Source organism: Desemzia sp. AGC72, assembly GCF_057334175.1.
This window is the reverse complement of the sequence record NZ_JBHFIG010000021.1, coordinates 56656-79630: the sequence shown is the minus strand read 5'-3', so window position 1 is coordinate 79630 and position 22975 is coordinate 56656. Positions and strand designations below refer to the sequence as shown.

The window sequence follows — 22975 nt, the reverse complement described above, 5'->3', positions numbered from 1 at the left end:
TAACATCTGTCTCTAGTATAAAGCTCTTTTCGCTCGATGGCTATGCAGAATAAAATTTAGACAAAAAATTTGGATCACAGAACAACATTCTGCGATCCATTTTATGACTTTATTTATTAAAGCAGTGCACTAAAAGCTTCTTCTTGCTGAGCTTCTAGAGTATCTCCTACGCTGATTTCAGAGAAGACTAATCCTGCCATAGCACGTTCAATCAAGCCTTCTACATCTAATCTGGATTCGTACTCTCTTGTTCTTTCTAAGTCCGGTTTGGTCTTAGGAGCTGGAGGAGCAAAGATCGTACAACAGTCTTCAAAAGGTTGAATAGACAAGTCGAATGTATCGATTTTTTGAGCGATGTTAATAATCTCATTCTTATCCATGGAGACTACCGGTCGTAAAACAGGTGTGTTCGTCACATCGTTGATAGCAATCATACTGTGCATTGTTTGCGACGCCACTTGGCCTAAAGATTCTCCATTGAAAATAGCTAAACCTTTACGTTGTTCACGAATACGGTCTGTGATGCGCATCATAAAACGACGCGTTACTGTCATCAAGTATCCCTCTGGAACTTTCTTTTTGATTTCTTCTTGAATTTCAGTAAATGGCACTTCAATAAATTGGATACTTCCTGAAAAAGCAGCAATTTTAGCCGTTAAGTCTTTCGCTTTTTGCAAAGCTCTTGGGCTCGTGTATGGAGGACTGTGAAAATGAACTGCTTCTACCTCTACCCCGCGTTTCATTGCCAAATATCCTGCTACTGGCGAATCGATTCCTCCAGACAGCATCAACATTCCCTTACCGCTTGAACCTACAGGGAGACCACCTGCTCCTTGGATCGTTTCACTAGATAAAAAGATTCCATTTAAACGCACTTCAACTCGTAAAGTAATATCTGGTTTTTTGACTTGAACTTTAATACCGTCAATATTTCTCAAGACTTCTCCGCCGAGCAATTGGTTGATATCGTTTGTGTCTAGTTCGAATTCATGGTCAGCTCTTCGAGTAGCAATCTTAAATGTTTTCCCTGGTGAGAACTGTTCTTTAACCATCTCAACAGCCACACGTTTTACTTGCTCCATGTCTCTATCTAATTTCATAACGGGAGAATAATTTTGAATACCAAATATCGATTTCAATCGTTTTAACACTTCTTCACTGTTTGCATCATGCAATTCTAAATGCATACGGTCCCGTTCGCCGTGAACTCTAACTTGCGGAAAATCGCGTAATGCCGCTTTAACATTTTGTGATAAGCGGTTGATGAAAATCTTTTTGTTTTTTCCTTTTGTTGATAGTTCACCGTAGCGAACCATCACTTCATTGTATTGCATAACGTACTTCCTCTCTAAATCTCTCTACCTTATTTGATATCTTTAAAATTTTGATACAACACATCAAATGATTTTAAAAATTGTTGTGCTTCCTCAATAGTATTGGTATCCGTCAAACTGACCCGGACTGCTCCAGTAGCGGTTTTTTCAGGTACACCCATAGACGATAATGTACTAGAGGTCGTTTTGCTACGGCTGGAACATGCACTGGTCGTCGAAATAAAAATATTTTCTTTTTCAAATGCATGAACACTTACTTCTCCTCGAATACCTTGCAAAGCAAAACAAACAATATGAGGAGCACCTTCTTTGGTTGAAAACAACTGAACTTTAGGGTATTTGCTCAACTCATCCATCAAGTAATTTCTGATCAGCCTTTGATTAGCTGTTTTTTTTTCTTGCTGATCGAATAACAATCGCAATGCTTTAGACATAGCCGCTATCCCCGCAACATTTTCCGTACCACTACGGCGACCTTTTTCTTGTCCGCCCCCACTCAATAAAGGAGCAATTTTTCTTCCATGTTTGATATACAAGAAACCCGTTCCTTTTAAGCCATGGAATTTGTGTCCCGAAAAAGTCGCTAGATCAATACGGGAAGAGCTGCTTAAATTCAAGGGAATTTTCCCTACAGCTTGAACTGCATCTACATGAAAGTGAATAGATGGATACTCTTTTAAAACTTCGCCGATTTCATCTATAGGCTGAATACTTCCCACTTCATTGTTTACAGCCATAACCGATACCAATACTGTATCGGGCTGCAAAGCATTTCTCAAATCCGAAACGGAAATGACTCCTGTTTCATCAACCGGCAGATACGTTACTTTAAACCCTAATTGTTCCAATTGGGCCATACTTTCTTTGACTGCCGGATGTTCTACTGACGTAGTGATCAAATGTTTGCCGTAACGCATCTTTTCAATAGCTGTCCCTTTAATCGCCCAATTATCGCCTTCTGTTCCGCTGCTGGTAAAATAGATTTCAGAATCTTTAACATGCAGCAAAGAAGCAATCTGCTTTCTTGATTGCTGCAGCAAGCCATCTGCTATATCCCCTAGACGATGCAAACTCGAAGGATTGCCGTTCATTTTTTGACTTACTTGCATAAACGTCTCCAATACGCTGTCATCAACTTTAGTTGTAGCACTATTGTCGAAATAAATCATTTTTCCACATTCTTTCTACTTTAACTAATTATTTATTAGTTAAAAAATTCTCTACTTATTATAACAAAATCTTTAGTAAGTACAAGGTTTCATTTAGCTTTTTCAATCTCTAGACACATCTTGTTAGCTGTTTCACTTTATCTTATTCTGGCATAAAAAAAAGCTGAGCGATTTCCCTCACTCAGCTTTTCATTTCTATTCTGATGGTTTAACTTCATTAAAATAGGTGTTTTCGACTTTTTTATATGCTCCAGGTTCGACTTCTTCTAAAGCAGTCGAGATGGTTTCAAGCGCTTCTCGGTAGTCATATTCTTGACTGAACAAAGTGGAACTCTTTTGAACAGCTGAAGCGATTTGCGGATTGCTCTGACGGTAACGATTAGCATATTGCATCATATACTCTGTCAATAATGCTGTATCCACTATTTCTTCTGTTTTATCAATCAGCAGTTCGATATCATCTGCAATAAAATCAGCCATTTTTTTGATCTCATCCATATCGATTCTCAATTTATTGATCTCAACAGACAAATTCTCGATTTTTTTAGTCACTGCAAAAAATAAATCCATGTATTCTGTAGGAAGACCAGGTAGATGTTGTTTTTCAATATACCTTTTCATCCCGCGCATATTAAATTCAAAATCATCAATCAATTGTTTGACATGTGTTTCTTCTTTACGTAATTCTCTCAATTGTTGAGCAATGTCATTTTGTTTCTTATCAATGTCTTCCAACTCTTTAAGGTTTTTCTCAAACGCTTCTTGGACTTCGGAATACACAACAGCTTTATTTTGCAGTCCCTCTAGATAATAACGGAAAGTTTCTGTTACTCCCTCTAATTGGTCTTTAAAACCCTGTGTTTGTTTCAATTCGTCATGGTTCAGTTTGTAGCTTTGTGAAACGCGATCGATCTCGATCAGCAATTTACTGTTTTTACGCGTTAAATAATCAATCAGTTGTTCCAACTTTTCTCGATGCTCATTTACATATTGGCTGGCGCTCATTTCTGTTTCCAAAATGTCATACAACTTATCAATTTCTTCTTCTATGATTGGCAGTTTTTCTTTAGCAGCATCGATTTCCAATTGACCAACTAATTTTCCAGCGGTTGTTCTTTCTTGCTCCACTTCAGAAATTTTATCTTCAATGTGGTCATCTGGAAATTGGAAGTCTTCTTCAATCAACATATCATAACCTGTTTTGATCTCTTTTAATTGCTCAATGAATTCTCCATTGATCTCTTTTAGCAACAGCGGAATTTCAGTAATATAAGCATCTAAAGTCTCAGTTTTAGCGTTGACGTTTTCTAAAACTTCTTTTGCCTCGATATGATCTCCTTGAGCTGTAAACTCAGAAAAAAGTGAAAAGTCTGTTTCCAGAAAAGTCAATTTTTGTTCCAATTGTTCTAAAGCAGGGCCAAAACTAAAACTTTGAGTTAATAACTTCTTGCGGATATTTTGATAAGTTTCTTTGATTCTGTCCAATTCTTCTTTATTTTTTTCTTCGCCTCTCACCAATTCTGTTAAAGCATCTTGGATCAATAGCAATGTTTGTTTGGTTTCGCTCAGTTTATTTTTAGCATCCTCTTCTAAACCTCGTGCATGACTAAAACGCAACTTATCAACAGAACGCTCTGCTTCATATAAGTTATTCTCAATTTCAGGGATAGAAACCGTTTCTACTTTTTTCCATTCTTTTTCCCATTTTTCAAAATTTTCTTTTGTTTGTCCTGTTAGCTTCAGGGTCTTGATGACTTGTACATCATCTACTATCGGCATATCCAATAACTGGTTTTTTTGTTCTTCTAATTGATCCACTATTCGATAATGTTTTTTCCTCGTTATGTAACTGAAAATAAAAGCAGCTACTGCTAAGAAAAGAATAACAGCTATGATAATTTCAACTTTCATGTGTAAAGCCCTCCGTTTGAAATGAACCACCCGTTTTATCCGTTCGTTTCACTTTTATGCATAAGGGATGGATTTTTTTCATTTTTCCTAGTAAAATACCTATTAATTAGTATAACATAATGAAATATTTCTAACACTAGAAATAAAAAAATTCTGGAACAATCTTTAACTCGTTCCTAAAAAGAAAGTTGGAGTCCACATATGTCAAAAGAAAGCAGCTATTCACTAATGAATAATCAACTCCGTGCTCTAATAGAAGGAGAATCTAATTTAATTGCTAATTTAAGCAACGCATCTGCTTTACTTTATGAAACTTTACCTCAAATCAATTGGTCTGGTTTTTATTTGTTTGAAGAATCTTCTAAAGAATTGGTTTTAGGACCGTTCCAAGGAAAAGTAGCATGCGTTAGAATCCAACCTGGAAAGGGTGTTTGCGGAACAGCTTTTGAAAAAAAAACATCCATCGTAGTTGAAGATGTCAATCAATTCCCAGGTCACATTGCATGTGACGCAGCAAGTCAATCTGAGATCGTCGTTCCTCTTGAGACTAAAAATGGAGAATTGATTGGTGTATTGGATATCGATGCACCTATTACTGAAAGATTCGATGAAATCGACAAAAAATATCTTGAAGAGTTTGCAGCTATTTTAATGAATGCGGCCAACTAAAAAAGATACCTTTTTCATAACATTTATATTGATATCAAAACCGAGAAACACTTGACGTTTCACTCATTCATACGGTATACTAATGGTTGTGTAAAATAATGCAGCAAAAAAAGTGGTAACCGCGTCAACAGTTCATTGCCTAAAGAGGTGACTCTTTAGTTTAGTCCAATTGTGTAACCTGCGGCTGCAAAGGTGAAGATTGAAAATGAACTGCACGTATTACTGAACTTTTAACTTAATTATTTTACTCCAAAAAATTATTCATTGGAGGAATTTTATAATGTCACGCTATACAGGCCCAAGTTGGAAAAAATCTCGTCGTTTAGGTATCTCATTAACTGGTTCAGGAAAAGAAATCGAACGTCGTCCATATGCACCAGGAGATCACGGTCCAAACAGCCGTAAAAAATTATCTGAATACGGTTTGCAATTACAAGAAAAACAAAAATTACGTTTCATGTACGGTGTAAATGAACGTCAATTCTTCAACCTATTCTTAAAAGCTGGTACTATCAAAGAAGGAAAACATGGGGATAACTTCATGATCCTTTTAGAGCAACGTTTGGATAATGTTGTTTTCCGTTTAGGTTTAGCTACTACTCGTCGTCAAGCACGTCAATTAGTAAACCACGGTCACGTTCTTGTAGATGGCAAACGTGTTGATATTCCATCATACAGCGTTCAACCAGGACAAGTTGTTTCAGTTCGTGAAAAATCTAAAAACTTGGAAATCATCAAAGCAGCTGTTGAATCTGTATTTGGTCGTCCAGAATTCGTTTCTTTTGACGAAGAAAAATTAGAAGGTTCATTAACTCGTCTTCCATTACGTGAAGAATTGAGTGCTGAAATCGACGAAACTCTTATCGTTGAATACTACTCAAGATAATAAGAATTTTCATTCGGTTATCTTTCTTAAAAGCTTGGAGATCTTTCATAGATCTCCAAGCTTTTTTGTTTATAGCTAATTTCATACCGTGTTCTCTCTTTCTATTAAGTTCCTGTTTTTGTTATTAATCAGCTGAATGTGGTACTATTGGTAACGAGACGAATTATTTTTGAATGAGGTGTTATGCATGGTCAATAAAGATGCCAACGATTACTTACAAAAAGGACAATATGGAGTTAAACAAACGTTGATTTCAGAACGAAAAGAATTTATGGGCAGTTTACGCGAAAGAGTCTATCTAACTGCACGTCTGGAACAGCTCTCACAAGAAAATGCACTTCAAGCTTTCCAAGATGAATTTCAAAAACACCCTGATGGTCAACTCCTATTAAACGGCACATTCAGTATGAGTTTCTTTGATGACTATATCAAAGAAAGTAAGCGGAATAGCATCCCCTTCACTTTGCTCGCAAATGAATATGCCCAAACCAGTCCTTATGCAATCATTTATACTGCTTCGACTGCTGTAAATGAACCTGTTATTGATCTTGTCGAGAAATACCCTCTTCCTCAAAAGGATGAGCCCCAACCAAAAAGTCAGAAAAAGTCATTCTTTAAACGCTTTTTCTCCTAATTCTTAATTTATACAGGAGTGATTTATACATGCAAATCAAAGAAACAAAAGATTTTATTTTGATGGGTAAACTGGGAAAAACTATGCAAGAAAAACATTATGCATTATACCCTGAATTTTTCAAGCCTTACAACGAAGAATCCATTGCTCTATATTTTGAAACAGTTTTTCAAAATCCCAAAGAAAAAGTTTTTCTTTGGCTGGATGATACAAAAGAGGATCAACCTGTCAGTGCTTATTTATGGTTAAGCGAACAAGAAATCAAAGAAACCCCTTTTCGTTATGGCTATACACGATTATATATTTCCCATATAACCGTTTTGCCGGATTACCAAAACAAAGGTCTTAGCAGTGAATTGTTGCAATTTGCCGATGATTATGCTAAAGAAAAAAATATCCCGTATGTAGAATTGCATTATTGGGCAAACAACACAATCGCAAAAGAGACTTACCAAAAAAACGGCTTTTCCATTTACAATGAAATCGCTCAGAAAAAACTTTGAGTAAACCGACAAAAAGGACACAGCAAAAAGCTGTGTCCTTTTTGATAACCTTCTTTTAAATGTTTTTGATAATTTCAATGACCATCTCTGCTGATTTTTTCCCAGCTTCAATAATAAATTGATCAAAAACAACTCCTGCTTCATCGTCTGCAGTATCAGACACAGCTCGTACGATGACAAATGGTGTTTCGAATTGATAACACACTTGACCTACTGCTGCTCCTTCCATTTCAGAAACTAAAGCATCTGGGAAGTTTGTTTTGATTTCTTTGATGACATTTTTATCCGCTATAAACGAGTCGCTTGTTACAATAACGCCGTTGACTGATGTCAATCCAACTTTTTTCGCAGCTCTATCTGTCACTTCAATCATTTTTCTATCTGCTACATAACGCGCCGGCATTTGAGGTACTTGACCCATAACGTAGCCAAAAGCACGTGCATCAGCGTCGTGATAAGCTAATTCAGTAGAAATGACGACATCTCCAATCGATAAGCTCTCATCGATTGCACCTGCAGATCCTGTATTGAAAACTACATCCGCTTGGTAATCATTTATCAATAAAGTAGTGGCAATAGCTGCATTGACTTTCCCTATTCCGGATTGTACTAGAATAATGTCATGATCCCACATTTTTCCAGAAGAAAAATGTGCTCCTGCTTTAGACCAATCTTGACGATTCATCAAATTATTTTTTAACACAATTGTTTCTTGTTCCATTGCTCCAATGATACCGATTTTCATACTTCTTCTCCTCATGTCTAGGACACATTTATTTTTATACAACAAAAACAATCACTAAAACAATTGCCAGTAAAGCAGCCACGGCCAATATAGCTAGATTAAGCTTCTTTCCAGCATCCCGTATTTTGTCGTTTTCGCTTTTCCGGCTTTTAGTAGCAAATCCTTGTTTTTCTCTCTCTTTTTGGTATTGCTTCTCAGCTTTCAACCGTTTCTTTTCACGTTCTTTTTGAGCTTTTAACTCTTGCTGTTTTTTTTCCCTTTCTTGCTGCCTTAAACTCTTACCCATTTTTCTCATCCTTTTTGTTGGTCTATGACAATTCAATTTTCCAATAAAGCAAGGCCATAATAGTTTTGGCATCGACGATTTTTCCATCTTCATAAGCTCGCCAAGCCTCTTCAAAAGACAGTTCTATCAACTCTAAAAACTCGTCTTCATCTAAGACTGCCTCTTCTTTTTTTTCTAATGAGGAAGCACGATACAAATGAATTGCTTCATCTGTAAAACCTGGAGTCGTATAAAACGTTTTTACAAATTCAAATTCGTGCGCGTAATATCCAGTTTCTTCTCTCAACTCTCTCATTCCTGTTTCTTCTGGGTCGAAATCTGTATCGTCTATTTTTCCCGCAGGAATCTCATAAATAGTTTGTTCAATTGGCTTACGAAACTGTTCTACAAAGATCATTTTTCCTTCTGAGGTAAATGGCATGATAGCGACTGCTCCAGGATGTCTCACAATTTCTCTAGTAGAGACTTTTCCATTAGGCAGCTCTACCGACTCTATTGTATACTCTGTTATATTTCCTTTATAGATAGATTCCCTGGACAATGTCTTTTCTTCAAATTTCATGACTTTTCCTCCCTTTGTCAACATCTTGTTCAATAATAACGTTGAATTCTGAAAAAAACAAGAACCAGAATATCTATCGGTCGAAAGAACCCCTACTTTGCTTTATACTAAGAGTAATAATTCATTCTTAAGTCGCATATATTTTCAGCAGCTTTTTGTGCTAGAATAAATGTAAGATAAATAACAAACAGAGTTGTTTTAAACTATTTTAAGAGGTGGACAAAAATGGATAATTTTATTAAAAATTTTGGAGATATTTTGAAGTACACTTTTACGACTGCAAGTACCATCGTTGTATTTTTAGTCTTGCTGGTATTTGATTTTGGATTTTGGCCATCTTTGATCATCAGTTTGATTATCGGAAGCTTTCTATATTTCAAAAAAGATAAACCTGCCGCATCTGCAAAAACAAAAGTACAACGCCTTAGAAAGTTAACTCCTGAAAAAGAAGCTTTTTATAAATCAAAAGGCCTTTCTAAAGATGAAATGAAGTTTTTTAGAGAAACGATGCAAACGGCAAAGGTCAACATCTTAGAATTGGAACAAAACATGCGCAAATCTACTAAGCTGACAGCTATTGAAAAACGCAACAATACGATCCATTTAGCTAAAGCCCTATTCAAAGGAATTACTGAAGAGCCTCAACGCTTGCATGAAGTGGATAAATTCTTATACGTGCACCTTCCTTCATTAAAAGACTTGACTGCTAAATATATTGAAGTCGATAATCATGAAGTGAAGCACAAATCAACTTTTTCTGTTTTAGAAGAGAGTGCCGAAACGATTGATGCTATGTGTAACTTGATCGCCAAAGATTATGTTTCTTTCAAATCCGAAGAAATAGAAGATATAGAATTAGAGATGGAACTTGCAAAGAAAGCCATTACACGAGATAATCATTTCACAGACGAAATCAATCATGAGGAACTATAATTTAGGAGTTGAGAGTATGGTCGATACAAACAAAGAACCATTCAATACAAACGAAAATGAAACACCATCAACAGTTAAAGATGTAAACGTTGAATTAGAGAGCTTATTAGCTAATCCTTTCCAAACACCTGCAGCTCCAGTAGCTGCAGAGTCTTCTATTGAAAAAGATTTGCAAAAAGAAACAAAGAACGAACGTTTAGTAGACAAACTGCCTAAAGAAAGACAACAACAAGCTTATGCTCTAGCCGATCAAATTGACGAAAGCAACATAGAGTCTGTGATGTCTTATGGTGCAGCTGCACAAAAAAAACTAGGTGAATTTTCCCATTCGATGTTGGATCATGTCCAAAACCAAGACACTGGGGATATTGGAGAAACATTGAATGAATTGATGTACCGTTTAAACGAAGCTAACCCAGATGATTTAAGAGCTGAAGACAGCAATATTTTCAAGAAGCTGTTCGGCAAAATCAATCGTTCGATCTATGAAGTAACAGCAAAATACCAAAAAATCGGTGCCCAAGTAGATAAAATCGCCGGTAAGTTAAACAAAGAAAAAGATATGTTGTTACGAGATAACGCTATGCTGGAACAATTGTATACAAAAAACTTAGACTATTTTGAAGCCTTGAATATCTACATTGCTGCTGGGGAAGTAAAAGTCGAGGAACTTCTTACTAAATTGATTCCTGAAGCTGTAAAAAAAGCTGAAAACAGTTCTGATCAAATGGATGTTCAACATGTCAATGACTTGAATCAATTTCTTGACCGCCTTGAAAAACGAGTATATGACTTAAAGTTGGCTCGTCAAATGACGATTCAACAAGCTCCGCAAATTCGTTTGATTCAAAATACAAACCAAGCCTTATCTGAAAAAATCCAGTCGTCTATTAATACAGCTATTCCATTGTGGAAAAACCAAATCGTTATTGCATTGACCCTGTTGAGACAAAAAGATGCTGTTGAAGCTCAACGCCAAGTATCTGAAACAACAAATGATTTGTTAAAGAAAAATTCTGAACTATTGAAAACTTCTGCTATTGAAACTGCTAGAGAAAATGAGCGAGGTATTATTGATTTAGAGACCTTGCAAAAAACTCAAACTGATCTGATCGATACATTGCAACAAACGCTAGAAATTCAAAAAGAAGGCCGCATCAAACGTAAAGAAGCAGAACGTGAATTAACGACTATGGAGACTACTTTGCGTGATCAATTACTAGAAATCACAAGTAAAGATTAGCTTTTGATCCTACCCCATTTTAATACGTGAGCATATCCTTTGTACTTTGAATGAATTGTGTCTATACTAGGTATTGTAATAGTTCATTACAAATACTTTATTTCTTAGGAGAGTGGAACTTATGTCATTTATTTGGTCATTAATCGTTGGTGGTATTTTAGGAGCCGTTGCAGGGATGATCGTTGGACGCGACGTACCATTTGGTATCGTTGGAAACATCATTGCAGGATTTATCGGATCTTGGTTAGGTACATCATTATTAGGACAATGGGGTTTAAACATTGGAGGATTTTATATCTTCCCAGCGCTGATTGGTGCTATCGTTCTAATATTAATTTTCTCTTTCATTACTGGAAGACGCAAAGGGTAATTGTTCCCTAATAACATACAAAAAAGATATACTCTCTGGAGTATATCTTTTTTTACCTTTGAACGATAAAAAGAATGGAAACGATGACGTCTCCATTCTTTTTGATTTTTTTAGATTATAATTTAACAATGTTAGCTGCTTGAGGTCCACGGTTGCCTTCAACAATTTCAAATTCTACCGCTTGTCCTTCTTCTAAAGTTTTAAACCCATCACCAGTGATTGCGCTGAAATGTGCGAATACATCATCTCCGCCTTCAACTTCGATAAATCCAAAACCTTTCTCAGCGTTAAACCATTTTACAGTTCCTTTTTCCATAACTAACTACCTCCACTATATCTTATTGCAACAGATCTTTTTTCTATAGAGGTCTATTTATGTAACTCAACGATCAAAATGCATTTATACAAATATAAACGTCGTTCTTGATTAGTTATTGATGTGACATAAAATCAACTTTCTCATTTTTAAAAATAAAATCCATTACAATTTAAATTATAACGTAGTTTTTTTTCATTTGCAAGTGCTGTCATCTGCAATTTAACAGCTAATAATAGCTTTTTTTTGATTATGAGTTTTTAGATATTTTGGAAACGTTCTATCAAAATAATCCTCATTTATCACCTATCTCTAGGTGTTTCTCTGCTTTTTACCTTTATCTTCAATAAAAAAGCTCCATCAAACAGATTCAACTGTTCAATGGAGCCTTAATACTTATTCTGCTTCTGTTTCAGGCATTAGCGCTTCTGGATAATGTTCTTTTACAATATGGTAACAACGACCACAAAGTGTCGGAGCTTCCTCAAACGAGCCAACTTCTTCGCTGACAATACGACATCTTTCACACGTTTCTCCATGTGCATGTTCGATAGAAACTGCTACATCAGCAAATTTATGTGCTGATTCGGGAGCTGAATCGTAATCCTCAGTAATCTCTAAGTCAGAAACGATCAACAGTTGCCCGATATTAGCATCTAAACTGCTCAACAACTCTTTCACTTCTGGTGTTGGGTAAAGAGTTACTTTCGCTTCAAATGACTTGCCGATGATTTTTTCATTACGTGATTCTTCTAAAGCTTTTAATACTTCATCTCGAATAGTCATGAAGGCTTTCCAATCTTTCAACACATCTTCTTGATTATCAAAACGCTCTACTTCAGGCAATTCTGCTAATTGGGCAAATTCTTCTTCTTCTTTAAGATGTTTCCAGATTTCTTCACTTGTGTGTGGAAGAATAGGAGTCAATAATTTTGTCATCTTAACTAGAATATCATAGAAGACTGTCTGCATAGCACGACGATCGTGACCATCTTCCAAGTCGATGTAAACAATGTCTTTAGCAATGTCTAAATAGAATTGAGATAAATCAACTGTACAGAAATTCATTACCGTTTGGTAAATCCCCTTGAAGTCATACGTCTCATAAGAATGTTTGATTTTCTCAACGATTTGATTGAAACGAATCAACATATATTGATCTAAAGCATTTAAATCTTCGTAAGCAACAGTATTTTTTGCCGGGTCAAAGTCAGATGTGTTTGCCATTAGGAAACGCATCGTATTACGTATTTTGCGGTAACCCTCAGATACTTGCTTCAAGATATCGTCTGAGACTCTTACATCATATTCGTAATCAACGCTGGATACCCATAAGCGAATAATATCTGCACCCATTTGTTTGATGACTTTATTCGGAACAATAACATTTCCGATAGACTTACTCATCTTGCGGCCTTCCCCGTCCATAACGAATCCTTGGGAAAGAACACTTCTGTAAGGTGCTTCCTCGTTAACGGCCACAGATGTTGTTAAACTAGAATTAAACCAGCCACGGTATTGATCTGAGCCTTCTAGATACATGTCTGCTGGGAATGACAACTCTGGACGAGTTGTCAATACACCTGCATGAGATGATCCTGAGTCAAACCATACATCCATGATATCTGTTTCTTTAGTAAATTCATTATTTGGACTAGCTGGATGCGTAAAGCCTTCTGGCAATAAATCTTTTGCTTCTCGTTCAAACCAGACATTTGAGCCATGCTCACTCACTAATGAAGCAACATGGTCAATAGTTTCCGGAGTGATGATTGGTTCCCCATTTTCAGCATAGAAAATCGGTAGAGGCACACCCCACACACGTTGGCGTGAAATGACCCAATCTCCACGGTCACGGACCATATTGTACAATCTTGGTTTTCCTGATGGATGCAACCACGTTACATCATTTTCGATAGCATCTAAAATTTGTTGACGGAATTTATCGATTGAAGCAAACCATTGAGGTGTTGCTCTGAAAATTACCGGTTTTTTAGTTCTCCAGTCATGAGGATAGCTATGGGTAAAGAAGCTCATTTTCAATAGGTTCCCTTTTTCTTCAAGCCATTCCGTGATTTGTTTGTTTGCTGTATCGTAGAAAATACCTTCTAAACCTGGTGCTTCATCTGTGAAGCACCCTTTGTCATCTATAGGAGACAGCACACCTAATTTGTATTTTTGGCCTACAATGTAGTCATCTTCCCCATGTCCAGGAGCCGTATGAACTAAACCGGTCCCAGCTTCCAACGTAACGTGATCTCCCAAGATTACTAGAGAAGTACGATCGTATAACGGGTGTTGTGCAGTCATCATTTCTAAGTCTTTTCCGTTCACTTCAGATACGATTTCAACATTCTCCCAACCTAATGTTGCCGCTACATCATTCACTAAGTCTTTTGCTAATACATACTTTTTGTCTTCAACTTTGACAACAGCGTAAACGTAATCTGCATTCACAGCAATAGCTAAGTTAGCTGGTATCGTCCATGGTGTAGTTGTCCAGATTACAAATGAAGTGTCGCCGCTTAAGATTCCTTTACCGTCAACTACTGAAAAAGACACGTAAATACTTGGTGATTTAACATCTTGGTATTCGATTTCAGCTTCAGCTAACGAAGATTCACTAGATGGTGACCAGTAAATAGGTTTCAAACCTTTATAAATATATCCTTTTTCTGACATCTTACCAAATAAACGAATTTGTTGTTCTTCAAATTTAGGATCTAAAGTCACATAAGGATTATCCCAGTCACCAGCTACCCCAAGGCGTTTAAAATCTTCTCTTTGTTGATTGATTTGTTTCCAAGCGTACTCTTCACAAATTTTACGGAATTCTGCTTCTGACATTTCTTTGCGCTTAACACCGCTGTTTGTAACAGCTTGTTCGATTGGCAGACCATGAGTATCCCAGCCTGGAACGTACGGAGAACGGAAACCGCTCATACTTTTTGATCGGATAATAATGTCTTTTGTGATTTTATTCAAAGCATGTCCCATATGGATATCTCCGTTTGCATATGGAGGGCCGTCATGCAAGATAAAAGTTGGTTTATCAGCATTTTTTTCTTGACGTTTTTCATATACATCAGAATCTTTCCATTCTTGTTGCCATTCAACTTCTCGTACTGGCAGGTTTCCCCGCATTTTGAATTTAGTATTACCTAAATTCAATGTTTCTTTCATTTTCATTATAAGGATTCCTCTCTCTTTGTTATTTTTCATTTCTGCACTTTAACCAACACACTTTTCACAACTTTTGGAACATAAAAAAAAGACCTCCTCCCAAAAGGGACGAAATCTTCGTGGTACCACCCATAGTTCAAGAAAAGAGTTCCCTCTTTTCTCCTCTAGTAATTGTTAACGCCAATCACACGATTGATTCTACTCATAGTTCGAACCAATACTCATGGAGGATCTTACGACAACAGGGACTTGTTAGACTTCCACTATCTCTAACTCGCTGCAAAGTTTACTGTCGCTTTCTGTTCCAATCTTCGTTATCGATTATTCAAATGGTTGATTATAAAGGCAACTCTACAGCAGGCATATTGCCTTCTTCGTAGTCAGCTTCATCTATTTCAGCAGAAGCTTTTTCTGAAACAATTTCAGAATGAGCTTCACTGGATTCTATTTTTTCTTCTGTTGCAGAATCATCATCTGTTATTATAGCTTTTTCAACATCTACTGGCAACTGTTTCTCATTAGTTTCTGTCTTTTTCAGGTATTCTTTAACAGTCGGGATTTCAATCACTTCTTCTACATCGCTTTTCAGCAACTCATCCCATTCATTATTTTTTACCATTTCTAATTGAGATTCAATCATCAATTGAAGACGTTGTTTGAAGACACGACTTTGTTTTTTCAATTCTTCTGTTTCAGCAGTAATTTTACGAGCCTTTTCAACGGAATCATTCAATAAGCGATCAGCATTGTTTTCAGCTTCTTGGATAATAATTGCAGCTTCTTTGTCAGAATTTTCTTTCAACCGATCAGCTGCTTCTTGCGCCACAATAATTGATTTATTCAATGATTCTTGAAGATTATTGTAATAGGCCACTTTTTCTTCAGCAAATTTCAGATTTTTTTCTAATTCTTTTTTGTCCTTCAAAATGGCTTCGTAATCTTTGATGATCTGATCCAAATAGTCGTTTACTTCATCTTGATCATAACCCCGCATTTTGACCGGAAATTCTTTATTATGTATATCTAATGGTGTTAGTACCATTATTGACACCTCCAATAGTAAATTTGTTAGTCTATTTATTTAAACAAAACACCCAATCCAAGTTTCCACTTGTCTTTTTTGCTTTTTCCTTCAATCTCTTGTATTTGAAATCGTCCAAAACCGCGGACTGAAACAATATCTAACAAGTCCAAGACAAAATCTGGACGCTTCATTTCAGTCCAGTTGACCTTAATATGCCCTGATTCTATCATTTGTTTAGCACGTTGTCTAGAAATCTTGAAAACGCTCGAAACAAGTACATCAATACGCATTGAAGAAACAGTATCGTGAACGATCGTCCAACTATCCTTAGGAACAATCATGTCTGTATAGCGTCTTTCTTCTAATCGAACAGCAACCCGACCGATCTTATCAATCTGAGAGACAACATAGTTTTCAATGGACTCATCAATAAAAAATTGCCATCTCTCTCCGTCTGAAATGATATCTCCGAAATATTCCCTTTTCATACCGGTAGAAAGCAAGGTACCCAATATTTTCCCATGAGACATAGTAGCAAACTTCGCAGGATACTTTACTTCATACAAGCGGACGTTAAAATCTTCTTGTTTAGGTTCAAAATACGTCGGACAAATAAATGCCCTGTTTCTCTCAGACGATTCATATCCTCCAAAAGAATGCAGTTTGATTTCCCGACTCTTACCGATAACCGTTTCTAATATATAGTATTGGCGAGGGTCTAAAAAGTTTGTCAGTACCGGTGTATATTGGTCTTCCACTTCTCTGACCCAATCCATTACCATATCAATAAAAGGTATTTCATCTTTTCGGAAATGCTGATAAACATTTTCAATCATTCTGATCTACCCCTTATGAAAGTATTAATCGATAAATGAACACGAAGATACTATCTAACCCAGAACTTGCCAAGTTTAATACAACCAATGCCACTATTCCAGATATACTGATCATACCGATTGGCGGAATAAATCTACGGAAAATTTCCAAATAAGGTTCGCAAATTCGAGCCAATAATCGCCCGAAAGTCGATTGGTAAGCGTTCGGAAACCAAGACATCAATATATAAATAATCAATAGTATAGAATAAATTTCTAGAGCAGCAGATAACACATCATGAAGTACGAATAGTAAGTTTAACACTGAATGGTATTTCCTCTCTTTTAATAAATCTCAAGATCATCAAAGGTATTTGTTTGTTCTAACACACCATCGATTTCAACATTTTTCGGTGTACAAAGAAAAATCTCATTTCCGACACGTTGCATGTCTCCTTCAATGGCATAAATACTTCCCATCAAAAAATCTACTATTTTTTTTGCTTCGCTTTTTTCAATACGGCTGAAATTCAAGATAACAGATTGATTCGCCAGCAGCAAATCAGCAATATCTTTTACCTCTGAGTAAACTCGCGGTTCTACAACAATAATTTTTCCTTGTTGTTGTACTTGGCTCAAAGCCACTACATTGTTGGTCTTTTTAACTTCTCTACGTGTGTTCATGGACGCATTACTTCCTTGTCTGTTTGGAAACTGAGGTTTTTGCTTGTTTTTCATCTCATTATTTTCTTGTGCGTTGTTTTCGAACTGAAAAGTTTCCTCTTCATCGCCTAACCCAAAGAAATCATTTAATCGGTTTATCATTCCCATTGTAAACCCTCCTCAATCAAAAAATTAGTCTTCGTCAACGGTAGTATTTTTGAAAAAAGCTGACCCAATACGGACAAAACTAGAACCTTCTTCTATCGCGATTGGATAGTCTTGACTCATCCCCATACTTAGTTCTGTACAAGGAGCATAAGACAATCCAAGTTGACGAACTTCGTCTCGCAGTTGTTTTAATTCGATAAATGTTTTTCGAATAGTCTGTATATCAGCATTTTTAGGAGCCATCGTCATCAAACCAACAACGTTTATTTTTTCAAATTGTGCAAGAGTTCGAATAAATTCAATCAATTCATCAGAAGAAAAACCGCTTTTAGACTCTTCTTTAGCCACATTCACTTGTACAAAACAAGAGACAGGCTTTTCAGCTCGTTTTTCGATTTCTTCTGCCAAGGACACACGATCTAAAGAATGTAAAAAATCGACACGATTAATGACTTTCTTTACTTTTCTAGTCTGGAGTGATCCAATATAATGCCAGATGATACTATCATCTTGTAAAGCTTCTTGCTTCTCGATCAAACCTTCTGGTCTATTTTCTCCCAAATCTTTGTAGCCTAACGATACTACCTCTTTAGCCTGTTCAATAGATACATATTTTGTTACTACTACAACACGAAGACCAACTCTATCACGTTGAGCTTGTCTAAGTGATTTTTCCAGTTGATCTTCTATGCTGCGAACATTATGTTCAATGGTGTTCATTTTTTACTTCCGTCTTCTTCTGAAGAAAGGAGGTGTATCTAGGCTGTCTTGAGGCATTTCTTTTTTCTCTTCTGACGCTGTTTCACGGTTTGATGAATTAAAGTCATTGTTGTCATCTTCATTAAAAGAAGCAGGTTCTTCTGTTTGCACACTACGGCTACGTGTATTCGGTTCGCGACGGATATCCCAGTCAGCAAACGGATCTTTTTCTCTTGTGTCGCGGTTTGAATCACTTGTTTGTTGTCCACGATTAGAAGCTGGCTGAACACGATTACGAGTATTTTGAGCTAGTCTTTTATCTGATTCCGTTGTGTCGATCCCTGTAGCGATAACAGTTACGATAACTTCATCTCCTAATTCTTCATTGATTGAAGTACCGAAGATAATATTCACTTCTGTAGTAGATGCAGCTGAAACGATGTCTGAAGCATCTTGAGCTTCAAATAACGTCAAGTCTGATCCTCCGGTAATGTTCAACAATACTGATTCTGCACCATCAATAGAAACTTCTAATAATGGTGAAGAGATAGCTTTTTTAGTAGCTTCCACAGTACGGTTTTCTCCACTTGCTGTACCGATCCCCATTAAAGCAGAACCTTGATTTTCCATTACGGTTTTAACATCCGCAAAGTCCAAGTTTACGTATCCTGGAGAAGTGATCAAATCAGAGATTCCCTGTACACCTTGACGCAATACATTATCTGCTTCACGGAATGCTTCCAACATAGGAGTCTTTTTGTCCACTATTTCTAATAAACGGTTATTTGAGATCGTTACTAATGTATCTACATATTCTTTCATCTGAGCTAAACCTTCTGCAGCGAAACGGCCACGCTTTGGTCCTTCAAATGAGAATGGTCGTGTGATCACTCCAACAGTCAAAGCTCCTTGCTCTTTAGCAATACGAGCAACGATAGGTGCAGCACCTGTACCAGTACCTCCACCCATTCCTGCAGTAACAAAGATCATGTCTGCTCCTTTTAGAGAATCAGCAATTTGTTCTGCACTTTCTTCAGCGGCTTTATGACCAATATCTGGATTGGCACCAGCCCCTAATCCACGAGTCAACTTAGGTCCAAGTTGAATTTTTGTTTCAGCGTGTGAATTCGCTAAGGCTTGTAAATCTGTGTTTGCCACAATAAACTCTACGCCTTTTACATTATCCATGATCATACGATTTACTGCGTTGTTACCTGCTCCACCTACACCAATTACTTTAATGACAGCTCCACTTACTGGTGCTGTATCGAATTCTAAGTCCATCTTGTTTCCTCCTACTATCTGATTGGTTTCTTTTTTAGTTTAGTCAAAGAAGTTGTTGAACATTTTTTTCATTTTTGAAAACATGCTTTCTTCTTGATTCCTTTGTTTTTTAACTACTTGTTTCTTTTCAACGTATTCTCCTGCATCTTCCTCGGTGTACATAGAAACAACTGTCTGCTCTTGTGAGAAAGAAGGATCTAAATTGAATCCCGTTGCAGTTTGGTTGGCAATTTTTTGAATATCATTTAGTTTTGCCTGATACTCGATCAATCCAATACTTGTCGTAAAGGAAGGATATCTGATTCCCATGTGATCAGGGATGTATAACTTCACATTTACTTCAAATATCTCTCTTGCCAATTCTACCATACCAGGTATAGAAGATGCCCCTCCAGTTAAAACGATACCTCCAGGCAGTTCTCTGGCTCTGACTGAGTCCAACTCTGCTTTTATAGTTTCGAAGATTTGGACCAAACGAGCTTCTATGATCTCAGATAAATACAGTTCATTAACTTTGACCGGTTCGGTTTTACCAACGACTTCTACAGGAAAGACCTCGTCTTCTGAAGCTTCAAGAGAAGTAGCGTAACCGAAGTCACGTTTTATTTTCTCTGCATTTTCTAAACTCGTATTTAATACAATGGAGATATCTTTTGTTACATATTCTCCACCTTCAGGATCAACAAAAGAAAACTTCAATTGATTATCATGAATAACGGAGGCAGCAGTTTGACCGCCGCCCATATCAATCAATATCGTCCCAAAATCTCTTTCTCCGCTTGACATGCTGACTTTGCTAGCTGCCAAGGGTTGAAGAACGATGTTTTCAATGTGTAATCCAGCTTTTTCCACACAACGTTTGATGTTATGTACAATAGTTTTAGGTCCAGTGATCATTGTAGCGTGCATCTCCAGCCTAACACCTATCATTCCTCTGGGATCTTTGATACCGTCAAATCCGTCCACAATGAATTCTTCTGGAATAATGGCTAAGATCTCGCGTTCTGGAGGAACAGATTTGACCATTGCCGCGCTGATAGTATTTCTTACATCTTCATCTGTAATTTCTTTATCTTCACCTGATACTGCAATCATTCCATGACAGGTTTCAATTTCTGTAGATGTACTTTGAGTTCCTACGATAACATTGCGAATATCAACATTTGCTTTTTTTTCTGCTTGTTTAATCGCTTTCTTCACAGATTCCACAGTTTTATCGATATCAACTATGATACCTCTGCTTAGACCTTCAGATTTTTCATTTCCAACTCCAATAATATTCATCTGTCCATTAATATACTCGGCTACAACAACTTTTATTGAAGTGGTTCCAATATCTAAACTAACATACATCTCAGAATTTCTCATACATTGAAACCTCCTAGCTTTTAATCTCAACTTTTATCTATTTTTATATTGACTTATACAAAATCAATTCTACCACACTTTGCGCTATTTTTTGAAGCTATTCCTTTAGTTTACTGATTATTTTGAAAAAAAACTTGATTTACGTTTTTCTTTGTTTAATAACTTTAAACGGACGGTTTATCTCATTCTCTATCCACTTCCTCAGTATCCTCAGAAGTTTCAACTTTACCTTCTAGATCCTCTTCTTTTGAATCAGATGATTCCTGTTCAAAAGGAGTGAAGTAACCTCCAACTTCAAGGTTGAACAGACCACTCTGATCTCCTACTTTTTGTACCATATCTGGATAATAATTCATTTTTTCAGCAAAACTAGGCAGTGTAGCTACTACTTGATTTCCATCATTCATGTAGACTTTGATTAAATATTCATCTGTATCAGTAGAAGCATGTTCTATTTCAGAGATACCGTTTTGTACACTGGTATTCAACAATTCATACTGCTCGATTAATATGTCCAACGCTTTTCCTTGAGAAAAGTCTTTAAAAATCGGGTTGTTGCCCATGGAAACTTTTTTGCTTTCATTTACAATCTTTCCATTTTCCAAAATTGGAAAATAATCGTCTTTTATATGGGAGTAAGCAATTATTTTGTATTCTTCAACTGTAACCACAAGATTGTTCCAGCCTTGACGCTTTAAATCAGCTGACTTTATTTGAGGAATAGTCAAAACAGCTTCTTCTGTTTCTTCATCATCCCATAAGGTTGTCCATAGAGGTAGTCCGGATGACAATTGGCTAGAATCGATTACTTGTTGATCTGTAACATTTTCACTTCCATTGACTGAAATAGTCCCTACTTTACTTAATGGAGAAATAAAGTATACCACAATTAAGATTGCACATGAAAACAGCAAAAGTAACGGAATTAAACGGCTATACATCTTATTGCGTCGTTGTTTTTTCAACTTTGGCAAATTCTCTTCCAAACTGCGCGCAGAATGGGTATTTTTCTTTGCATTGTTCGAGGAGGACTCTCCAGGAAGGCTGCTGTTCACTTTAGTTTTATTTTTTTTGAATGAATTCATCCTGGTTCATCCTCCTTACAATGGACGTAATTAAATAATATCGTTTATAACTTGGATCAATCTGTCTGAAGCATCTGGAACGCCGATTTTTTCAGCTTGCTGAGACATCTCTTTTCTTTTTTCCGGATCATTCATTAACTCATCGATTGTTTGAATGAATGTTTCCGTAGTCAAATCTTTTTCAGCAATCATTTTAGCTGCATTATGTTTGACTAAACTATTGGCGTTGCTCGTTTGATGATCGTTGGTCACTATCGGACTGGGGATCAAGATGCTGGGCAATCCGAGTGCTGTTACTTCAGCTAATGTTGTTGCACCACTTCTGGAAACCACTACAGAAACGTTGGCAAATATCTCTGGCATATTCGGGATATAAGGAACAATGGAAATATTTTCAGTCACTTCTCCAACCTGTTCTAATATCGTATTGTAATGAACTTCTCCAGAAGCAAATAAGACTTGGTAATCCTTCTTTGAAAAAGCTGGTATAGCTTCAATAAAAGACGTATTGATAGCTTTTGCCCCTCTGCTGCCTCCAAAAATCAATACCGTTGGAACTCCTGGTTTGAGATTGTATTCTTTCAAAGCCCCAGACGGTTTGATACCAGCAACTTCTTGCGCTCTAGGATTACCTGTATAAACAACTTTTGAAGAATATTTGTTGAATTCAGATCGTGCTTCTTCAAAACAAGTAGCAATTTTATCCACATAACGAGCCAAGAATTTATTCGTTACACCCGCTACACTATTTTGCTCATGAATAATAGTTGGAATCCTCAGTTTTGCAGCAGCGTACATTACTGGACCACATACATATCCTCCAGTGCCAATCACTACATCAGGTGCAAATTCTTTAACGATTTTTCTGGCTTTAAAGATTCCTTGTAAAAATAGTTGAATCGTTTTGACATTATCTAACGATAATGAACGCTTAAACCCTTCTACTTTAATGGCTTTAAAAGGAACACCAGCGTTTGGCACGATTGTACTCTCCAAACCGCGCTCAGTTCCAACATATAAAAACTCTGTAGTGGGATCAATACTTTTTAATCTTCTCATTAAGGCCAAAGCAGGATAAATATGCCCTCCTGTTCCTCCTCCTGTTAATAATACTTTCATTCAAAT

24 protein-coding genes and 1 other annotated feature are annotated in these 22975 nt (G+C 36.6%); of the genes, 7 read left to right on the top strand and 17 right to left on the bottom strand.

What is annotated here, in order from left to right:
• Window positions 1-116: 116 nt before the first annotated feature.
• From thiI to ACE025_RS09300, 3 genes are all read right to left on the bottom strand, one after another.
• A complete protein-coding gene (gene thiI, locus ACE025_RS09310; RefSeq protein WP_485939414.1) occupies window positions 117-1334 on the bottom strand; it encodes a tRNA uracil 4-sulfurtransferase ThiI in 1218 nt (405 codons plus the stop codon).
• Between the two features lie 29 nt (window positions 1335-1363).
• Window positions 1364-2503 (bottom strand): cysteine desulfurase family protein, encoded by a 1140-nt coding sequence (locus ACE025_RS09305; RefSeq protein WP_485939413.1) that lies wholly within the window; start codon window positions 2501-2503, stop codon window positions 1364-1366.
• A 195-nt stretch (window positions 2504-2698) separates the two neighbouring features.
• Window positions 2699-4414: a septation ring formation regulator EzrA gene (locus ACE025_RS09300; RefSeq protein ID WP_485939412.1), complete on the bottom strand. Its 1716-nt coding sequence runs from the start codon at window positions 4412-4414 to the stop codon at window positions 2699-2701.
• A gap of 201 nt (window positions 4415-4615) precedes the next feature.
• On the opposite strand from ACE025_RS09300, the gene ACE025_RS09295 reads away from it, so the two are divergent.
• The 4 genes from ACE025_RS09295 (at window position 4616) to ACE025_RS09280 (ending at window position 7106) form a co-directional block, all read left to right on the top strand.
• On the top strand, window positions 4616-5083 hold the full coding sequence (locus tag ACE025_RS09295; protein WP_485939411.1) for a GAF domain-containing protein: 468 nt from the start codon (window positions 4616-4618) through the stop codon (window positions 5081-5083).
• A gap of 280 nt (window positions 5084-5363) precedes the next feature.
• Window positions 5364-5969, top strand: coding sequence for a 30S ribosomal protein S4 (rpsD, locus tag ACE025_RS09290; protein WP_485939410.1), 606 nt, complete (start codon window positions 5364-5366; stop codon window positions 5967-5969).
• Window positions 5970-6156: 187 nt separating this feature from the next.
• Complete coding sequence (locus tag ACE025_RS09285; protein ID WP_485939409.1) at window positions 6157-6603, top strand: DUF1694 domain-containing protein; 447 nt, start codon at window positions 6157-6159, stop codon at window positions 6601-6603.
• A 29-nt stretch (window positions 6604-6632) separates the two neighbouring features.
• Window positions 6633-7106, top strand: coding sequence for a GNAT family N-acetyltransferase (locus tag ACE025_RS09280; RefSeq protein WP_485939408.1), 474 nt, complete (start codon window positions 6633-6635; stop codon window positions 7104-7106).
• Window positions 7107-7161: 55 nt separating this feature from the next.
• Here the strand turns inward: ACE025_RS09280 and ACE025_RS09275 are convergent, their stop codons facing one another.
• From ACE025_RS09275 to ACE025_RS09265, 3 genes are read right to left on the bottom strand one after another with little or no spacing between them, the layout of a single operon-like run.
• The gene (locus tag ACE025_RS09275; protein ID WP_485939407.1) at window positions 7162-7851 is read right to left on the bottom strand and encodes a 5'-methylthioadenosine/adenosylhomocysteine nucleosidase; all 690 of its coding nucleotides are present in this window, start codon (window positions 7849-7851) and stop codon (window positions 7162-7164) included.
• Window positions 7852-7885: 34 nt separating this feature from the next.
• A complete protein-coding gene (macP, locus tag ACE025_RS09270; protein ID WP_485939406.1) occupies window positions 7886-8137 on the bottom strand; it encodes a cell wall synthase accessory phosphoprotein MacP in 252 nt (83 codons plus the stop codon).
• Window positions 8138-8159: 22 nt separating this feature from the next.
• Window positions 8160-8699, bottom strand: coding sequence for an NUDIX hydrolase (locus tag ACE025_RS09265; RefSeq protein ID WP_485939405.1), 540 nt, complete (start codon window positions 8697-8699; stop codon window positions 8160-8162).
• Window positions 8700-8924: 225 nt separating this feature from the next.
• Here ACE025_RS09265 and ACE025_RS09260 point away from each other — a divergent pair, with 225 nt between their 5' ends.
• The 3 genes from ACE025_RS09260 (at window position 8925) to ACE025_RS09250 (ending at window position 11245) form a co-directional block, all read left to right on the top strand.
• On the top strand, window positions 8925-9632 hold the full coding sequence (locus ACE025_RS09260) for a 5-bromo-4-chloroindolyl phosphate hydrolysis family protein (RefSeq protein ID WP_485939404.1): 708 nt from the start codon (window positions 8925-8927) through the stop codon (window positions 9630-9632).
• 16 nt (window positions 9633-9648) lie between these two features.
• Window positions 9649-10875 carry a toxic anion resistance protein gene (locus tag ACE025_RS09255; protein WP_485939403.1) on the top strand — a complete coding sequence of 409 codons (1227 nt, stop codon included), beginning with the start codon at window positions 9649-9651 and terminating at the stop codon, window positions 10873-10875.
• A gap of 121 nt (window positions 10876-10996) precedes the next feature.
• The gene (locus ACE025_RS09250; protein WP_092479674.1) at window positions 10997-11245 is read left to right on the top strand and encodes a GlsB/YeaQ/YmgE family stress response membrane protein; all 249 of its coding nucleotides are present in this window, start codon (window positions 10997-10999) and stop codon (window positions 11243-11245) included.
• A 115-nt stretch (window positions 11246-11360) separates the two neighbouring features.
• Here ACE025_RS09250 and cspD read toward each other — a convergent pair whose 3' ends face one another.
• The 11 genes from cspD to murG form a co-directional block, all read right to left on the bottom strand.
• Window positions 11361-11561: a cold-shock protein CspD gene (gene cspD, locus ACE025_RS09245; RefSeq protein WP_485939402.1), complete on the bottom strand. Its 201-nt coding sequence runs from the start codon at window positions 11559-11561 to the stop codon at window positions 11361-11363.
• A 396-nt stretch (window positions 11562-11957) separates the two neighbouring features.
• Complete coding sequence (gene ileS, locus ACE025_RS09240; RefSeq protein WP_485939401.1) at window positions 11958-14750, bottom strand: isoleucine--tRNA ligase; 2793 nt, start codon at window positions 14748-14750, stop codon at window positions 11958-11960.
• A gap of 95 nt (window positions 14751-14845) precedes the next feature.
• Window positions 14846-15065: a binding site (T-box leader), on the bottom strand.
• A 16-nt stretch (window positions 15066-15081) separates the two neighbouring features.
• Entirely contained in the window at window positions 15082-15786 is a 705-nt protein-coding gene (locus tag ACE025_RS09235; protein ID WP_485939400.1) for a DivIVA domain-containing protein, read from the bottom strand.
• 35 nt (window positions 15787-15821) lie between these two features.
• On the bottom strand, window positions 15822-16604 hold the full coding sequence (locus tag ACE025_RS09230; RefSeq protein WP_485939399.1) for a YlmH family RNA-binding protein: 783 nt from the start codon (window positions 16602-16604) through the stop codon (window positions 15822-15824).
• Window positions 16605-16617: 13 nt separating this feature from the next.
• A complete protein-coding gene (locus ACE025_RS09225) occupies window positions 16618-16908 on the bottom strand; it encodes a YggT family protein (RefSeq protein ID WP_485939398.1) in 291 nt (96 codons plus the stop codon).
• 20 nt (window positions 16909-16928) lie between these two features.
• Window positions 16929-17414: a cell division protein SepF gene (locus tag ACE025_RS09220; RefSeq protein ID WP_485939397.1), complete on the bottom strand. Its 486-nt coding sequence runs from the start codon at window positions 17412-17414 to the stop codon at window positions 16929-16931.
• Between the two features lie 24 nt (window positions 17415-17438).
• Window positions 17439-18134, bottom strand: a complete 696-nt coding sequence (locus tag ACE025_RS09215; protein ID WP_485939396.1) for a YggS family pyridoxal phosphate-dependent enzyme — start codon at window positions 18132-18134, stop codon at window positions 17439-17441.
• A 3-nt stretch (window positions 18135-18137) separates the two neighbouring features.
• Complete coding sequence (gene ftsZ / locus ACE025_RS09210) at window positions 18138-19397, bottom strand: cell division protein FtsZ (RefSeq protein WP_485939395.1); 1260 nt, start codon at window positions 19395-19397, stop codon at window positions 18138-18140.
• A 39-nt stretch (window positions 19398-19436) separates the two neighbouring features.
• A complete protein-coding gene (gene ftsA, locus ACE025_RS09205; protein ID WP_485939394.1) occupies window positions 19437-20765 on the bottom strand; it encodes a cell division protein FtsA in 1329 nt (442 codons plus the stop codon).
• Between the two features lie 182 nt (window positions 20766-20947).
• Window positions 20948-21850 (bottom strand): cell division protein FtsQ/DivIB, encoded by a 903-nt coding sequence (locus ACE025_RS09200; RefSeq protein ID WP_485939393.1) that lies wholly within the window; start codon window positions 21848-21850, stop codon window positions 20948-20950.
• 30 nt (window positions 21851-21880) lie between these two features.
• Window positions 21881-22969, bottom strand: a complete 1089-nt coding sequence (murG, locus tag ACE025_RS09195; protein ID WP_485939392.1) for an undecaprenyldiphospho-muramoylpentapeptide beta-N-acetylglucosaminyltransferase — start codon at window positions 22967-22969, stop codon at window positions 21881-21883.
• Window positions 22970-22975: the final 6 nt, after the last annotated feature.

Coding starts and splice junctions, on each gene's coding strand:
- ACE025_RS09220 (WP_485939397.1), bottom strand. CDS start 17,414: ATGGGAATGATAAACCGATTAAATGATTTCTTTGGGTTAGGCGATGAA.
- ftsZ (WP_485939395.1), bottom strand. CDS start 19,397: ATGGACTTAGAATTCGATACAGCACCAGTAAGTGGAGCTGTCATTAAA.
- ACE025_RS09280 (WP_485939408.1), top strand. CDS start 6,633: ATGCAAATCAAAGAAACAAAAGATTTTATTTTGATGGGTAAACTGGGA.
- thiI (WP_485939414.1), bottom strand. CDS start 1,334: ATGCAATACAATGAAGTGATGGTTCGCTACGGTGAACTATCAACAAAA.
- ACE025_RS09255 (WP_485939403.1), top strand. CDS start 9,649: ATGGTCGATACAAACAAAGAACCATTCAATACAAACGAAAATGAAACA.
- rpsD (WP_485939410.1), top strand. CDS start 5,364: ATGTCACGCTATACAGGCCCAAGTTGGAAAAAATCTCGTCGTTTAGGT.
- ACE025_RS09295 (WP_485939411.1), top strand. CDS start 4,616: ATGTCAAAAGAAAGCAGCTATTCACTAATGAATAATCAACTCCGTGCT.
- ACE025_RS09230 (WP_485939399.1), bottom strand. CDS start 16,604: ATGATTGAAAATGTTTATCAGCATTTCCGAAAAGATGAAATACCTTTT.
- ftsA (WP_485939394.1), bottom strand. CDS start 20,765: ATGAGAAATTCTGAGATGTATGTTAGTTTAGATATTGGAACCACTTCA.
- cspD (WP_485939402.1), bottom strand. CDS start 11,561: ATGGAAAAAGGAACTGTAAAATGGTTTAACGCTGAGAAAGGTTTTGGA.
- ACE025_RS09235 (WP_485939400.1), bottom strand. CDS start 15,786: ATGGTACTAACACCATTAGATATACATAATAAAGAATTTCCGGTCAAA.
- ACE025_RS09260 (WP_485939404.1), top strand. CDS start 8,925: ATGGATAATTTTATTAAAAATTTTGGAGATATTTTGAAGTACACTTTT.
- ACE025_RS09285 (WP_485939409.1), top strand. CDS start 6,157: ATGGTCAATAAAGATGCCAACGATTACTTACAAAAAGGACAATATGGA.
- ACE025_RS09215 (WP_485939396.1), bottom strand. CDS start 18,134: ATGAACACCATTGAACATAATGTTCGCAGCATAGAAGATCAACTGGAA.
- ACE025_RS09275 (WP_485939407.1), bottom strand. CDS start 7,851: ATGAAAATCGGTATCATTGGAGCAATGGAACAAGAAACAATTGTGTTA.
- ACE025_RS09265 (WP_485939405.1), bottom strand. CDS start 8,699: ATGAAATTTGAAGAAAAGACATTGTCCAGGGAATCTATCTATAAAGGA.
- ACE025_RS09200 (WP_485939393.1), bottom strand. CDS start 21,850: ATGAATTCATTCAAAAAAAATAAAACTAAAGTGAACAGCAGCCTTCCT.
- macP (WP_485939406.1), bottom strand. CDS start 8,137: ATGGGTAAGAGTTTAAGGCAGCAAGAAAGGGAAAAAAAACAGCAAGAG.
- murG (WP_485939392.1), bottom strand. CDS start 22,969: ATGAAAGTATTATTAACAGGAGGAGGAACAGGAGGGCATATTTATCCT.
- ACE025_RS09250 (WP_092479674.1), top strand. CDS start 10,997: ATGTCATTTATTTGGTCATTAATCGTTGGTGGTATTTTAGGAGCCGTT.
- ACE025_RS09305 (WP_485939413.1), bottom strand. CDS start 2,503: ATGATTTATTTCGACAATAGTGCTACAACTAAAGTTGATGACAGCGTA.
- ACE025_RS09300 (WP_485939412.1), bottom strand. CDS start 4,414: ATGAAAGTTGAAATTATCATAGCTGTTATTCTTTTCTTAGCAGTAGCT.
- ileS (WP_485939401.1), bottom strand. CDS start 14,750: ATGAAAATGAAAGAAACATTGAATTTAGGTAATACTAAATTCAAAATG.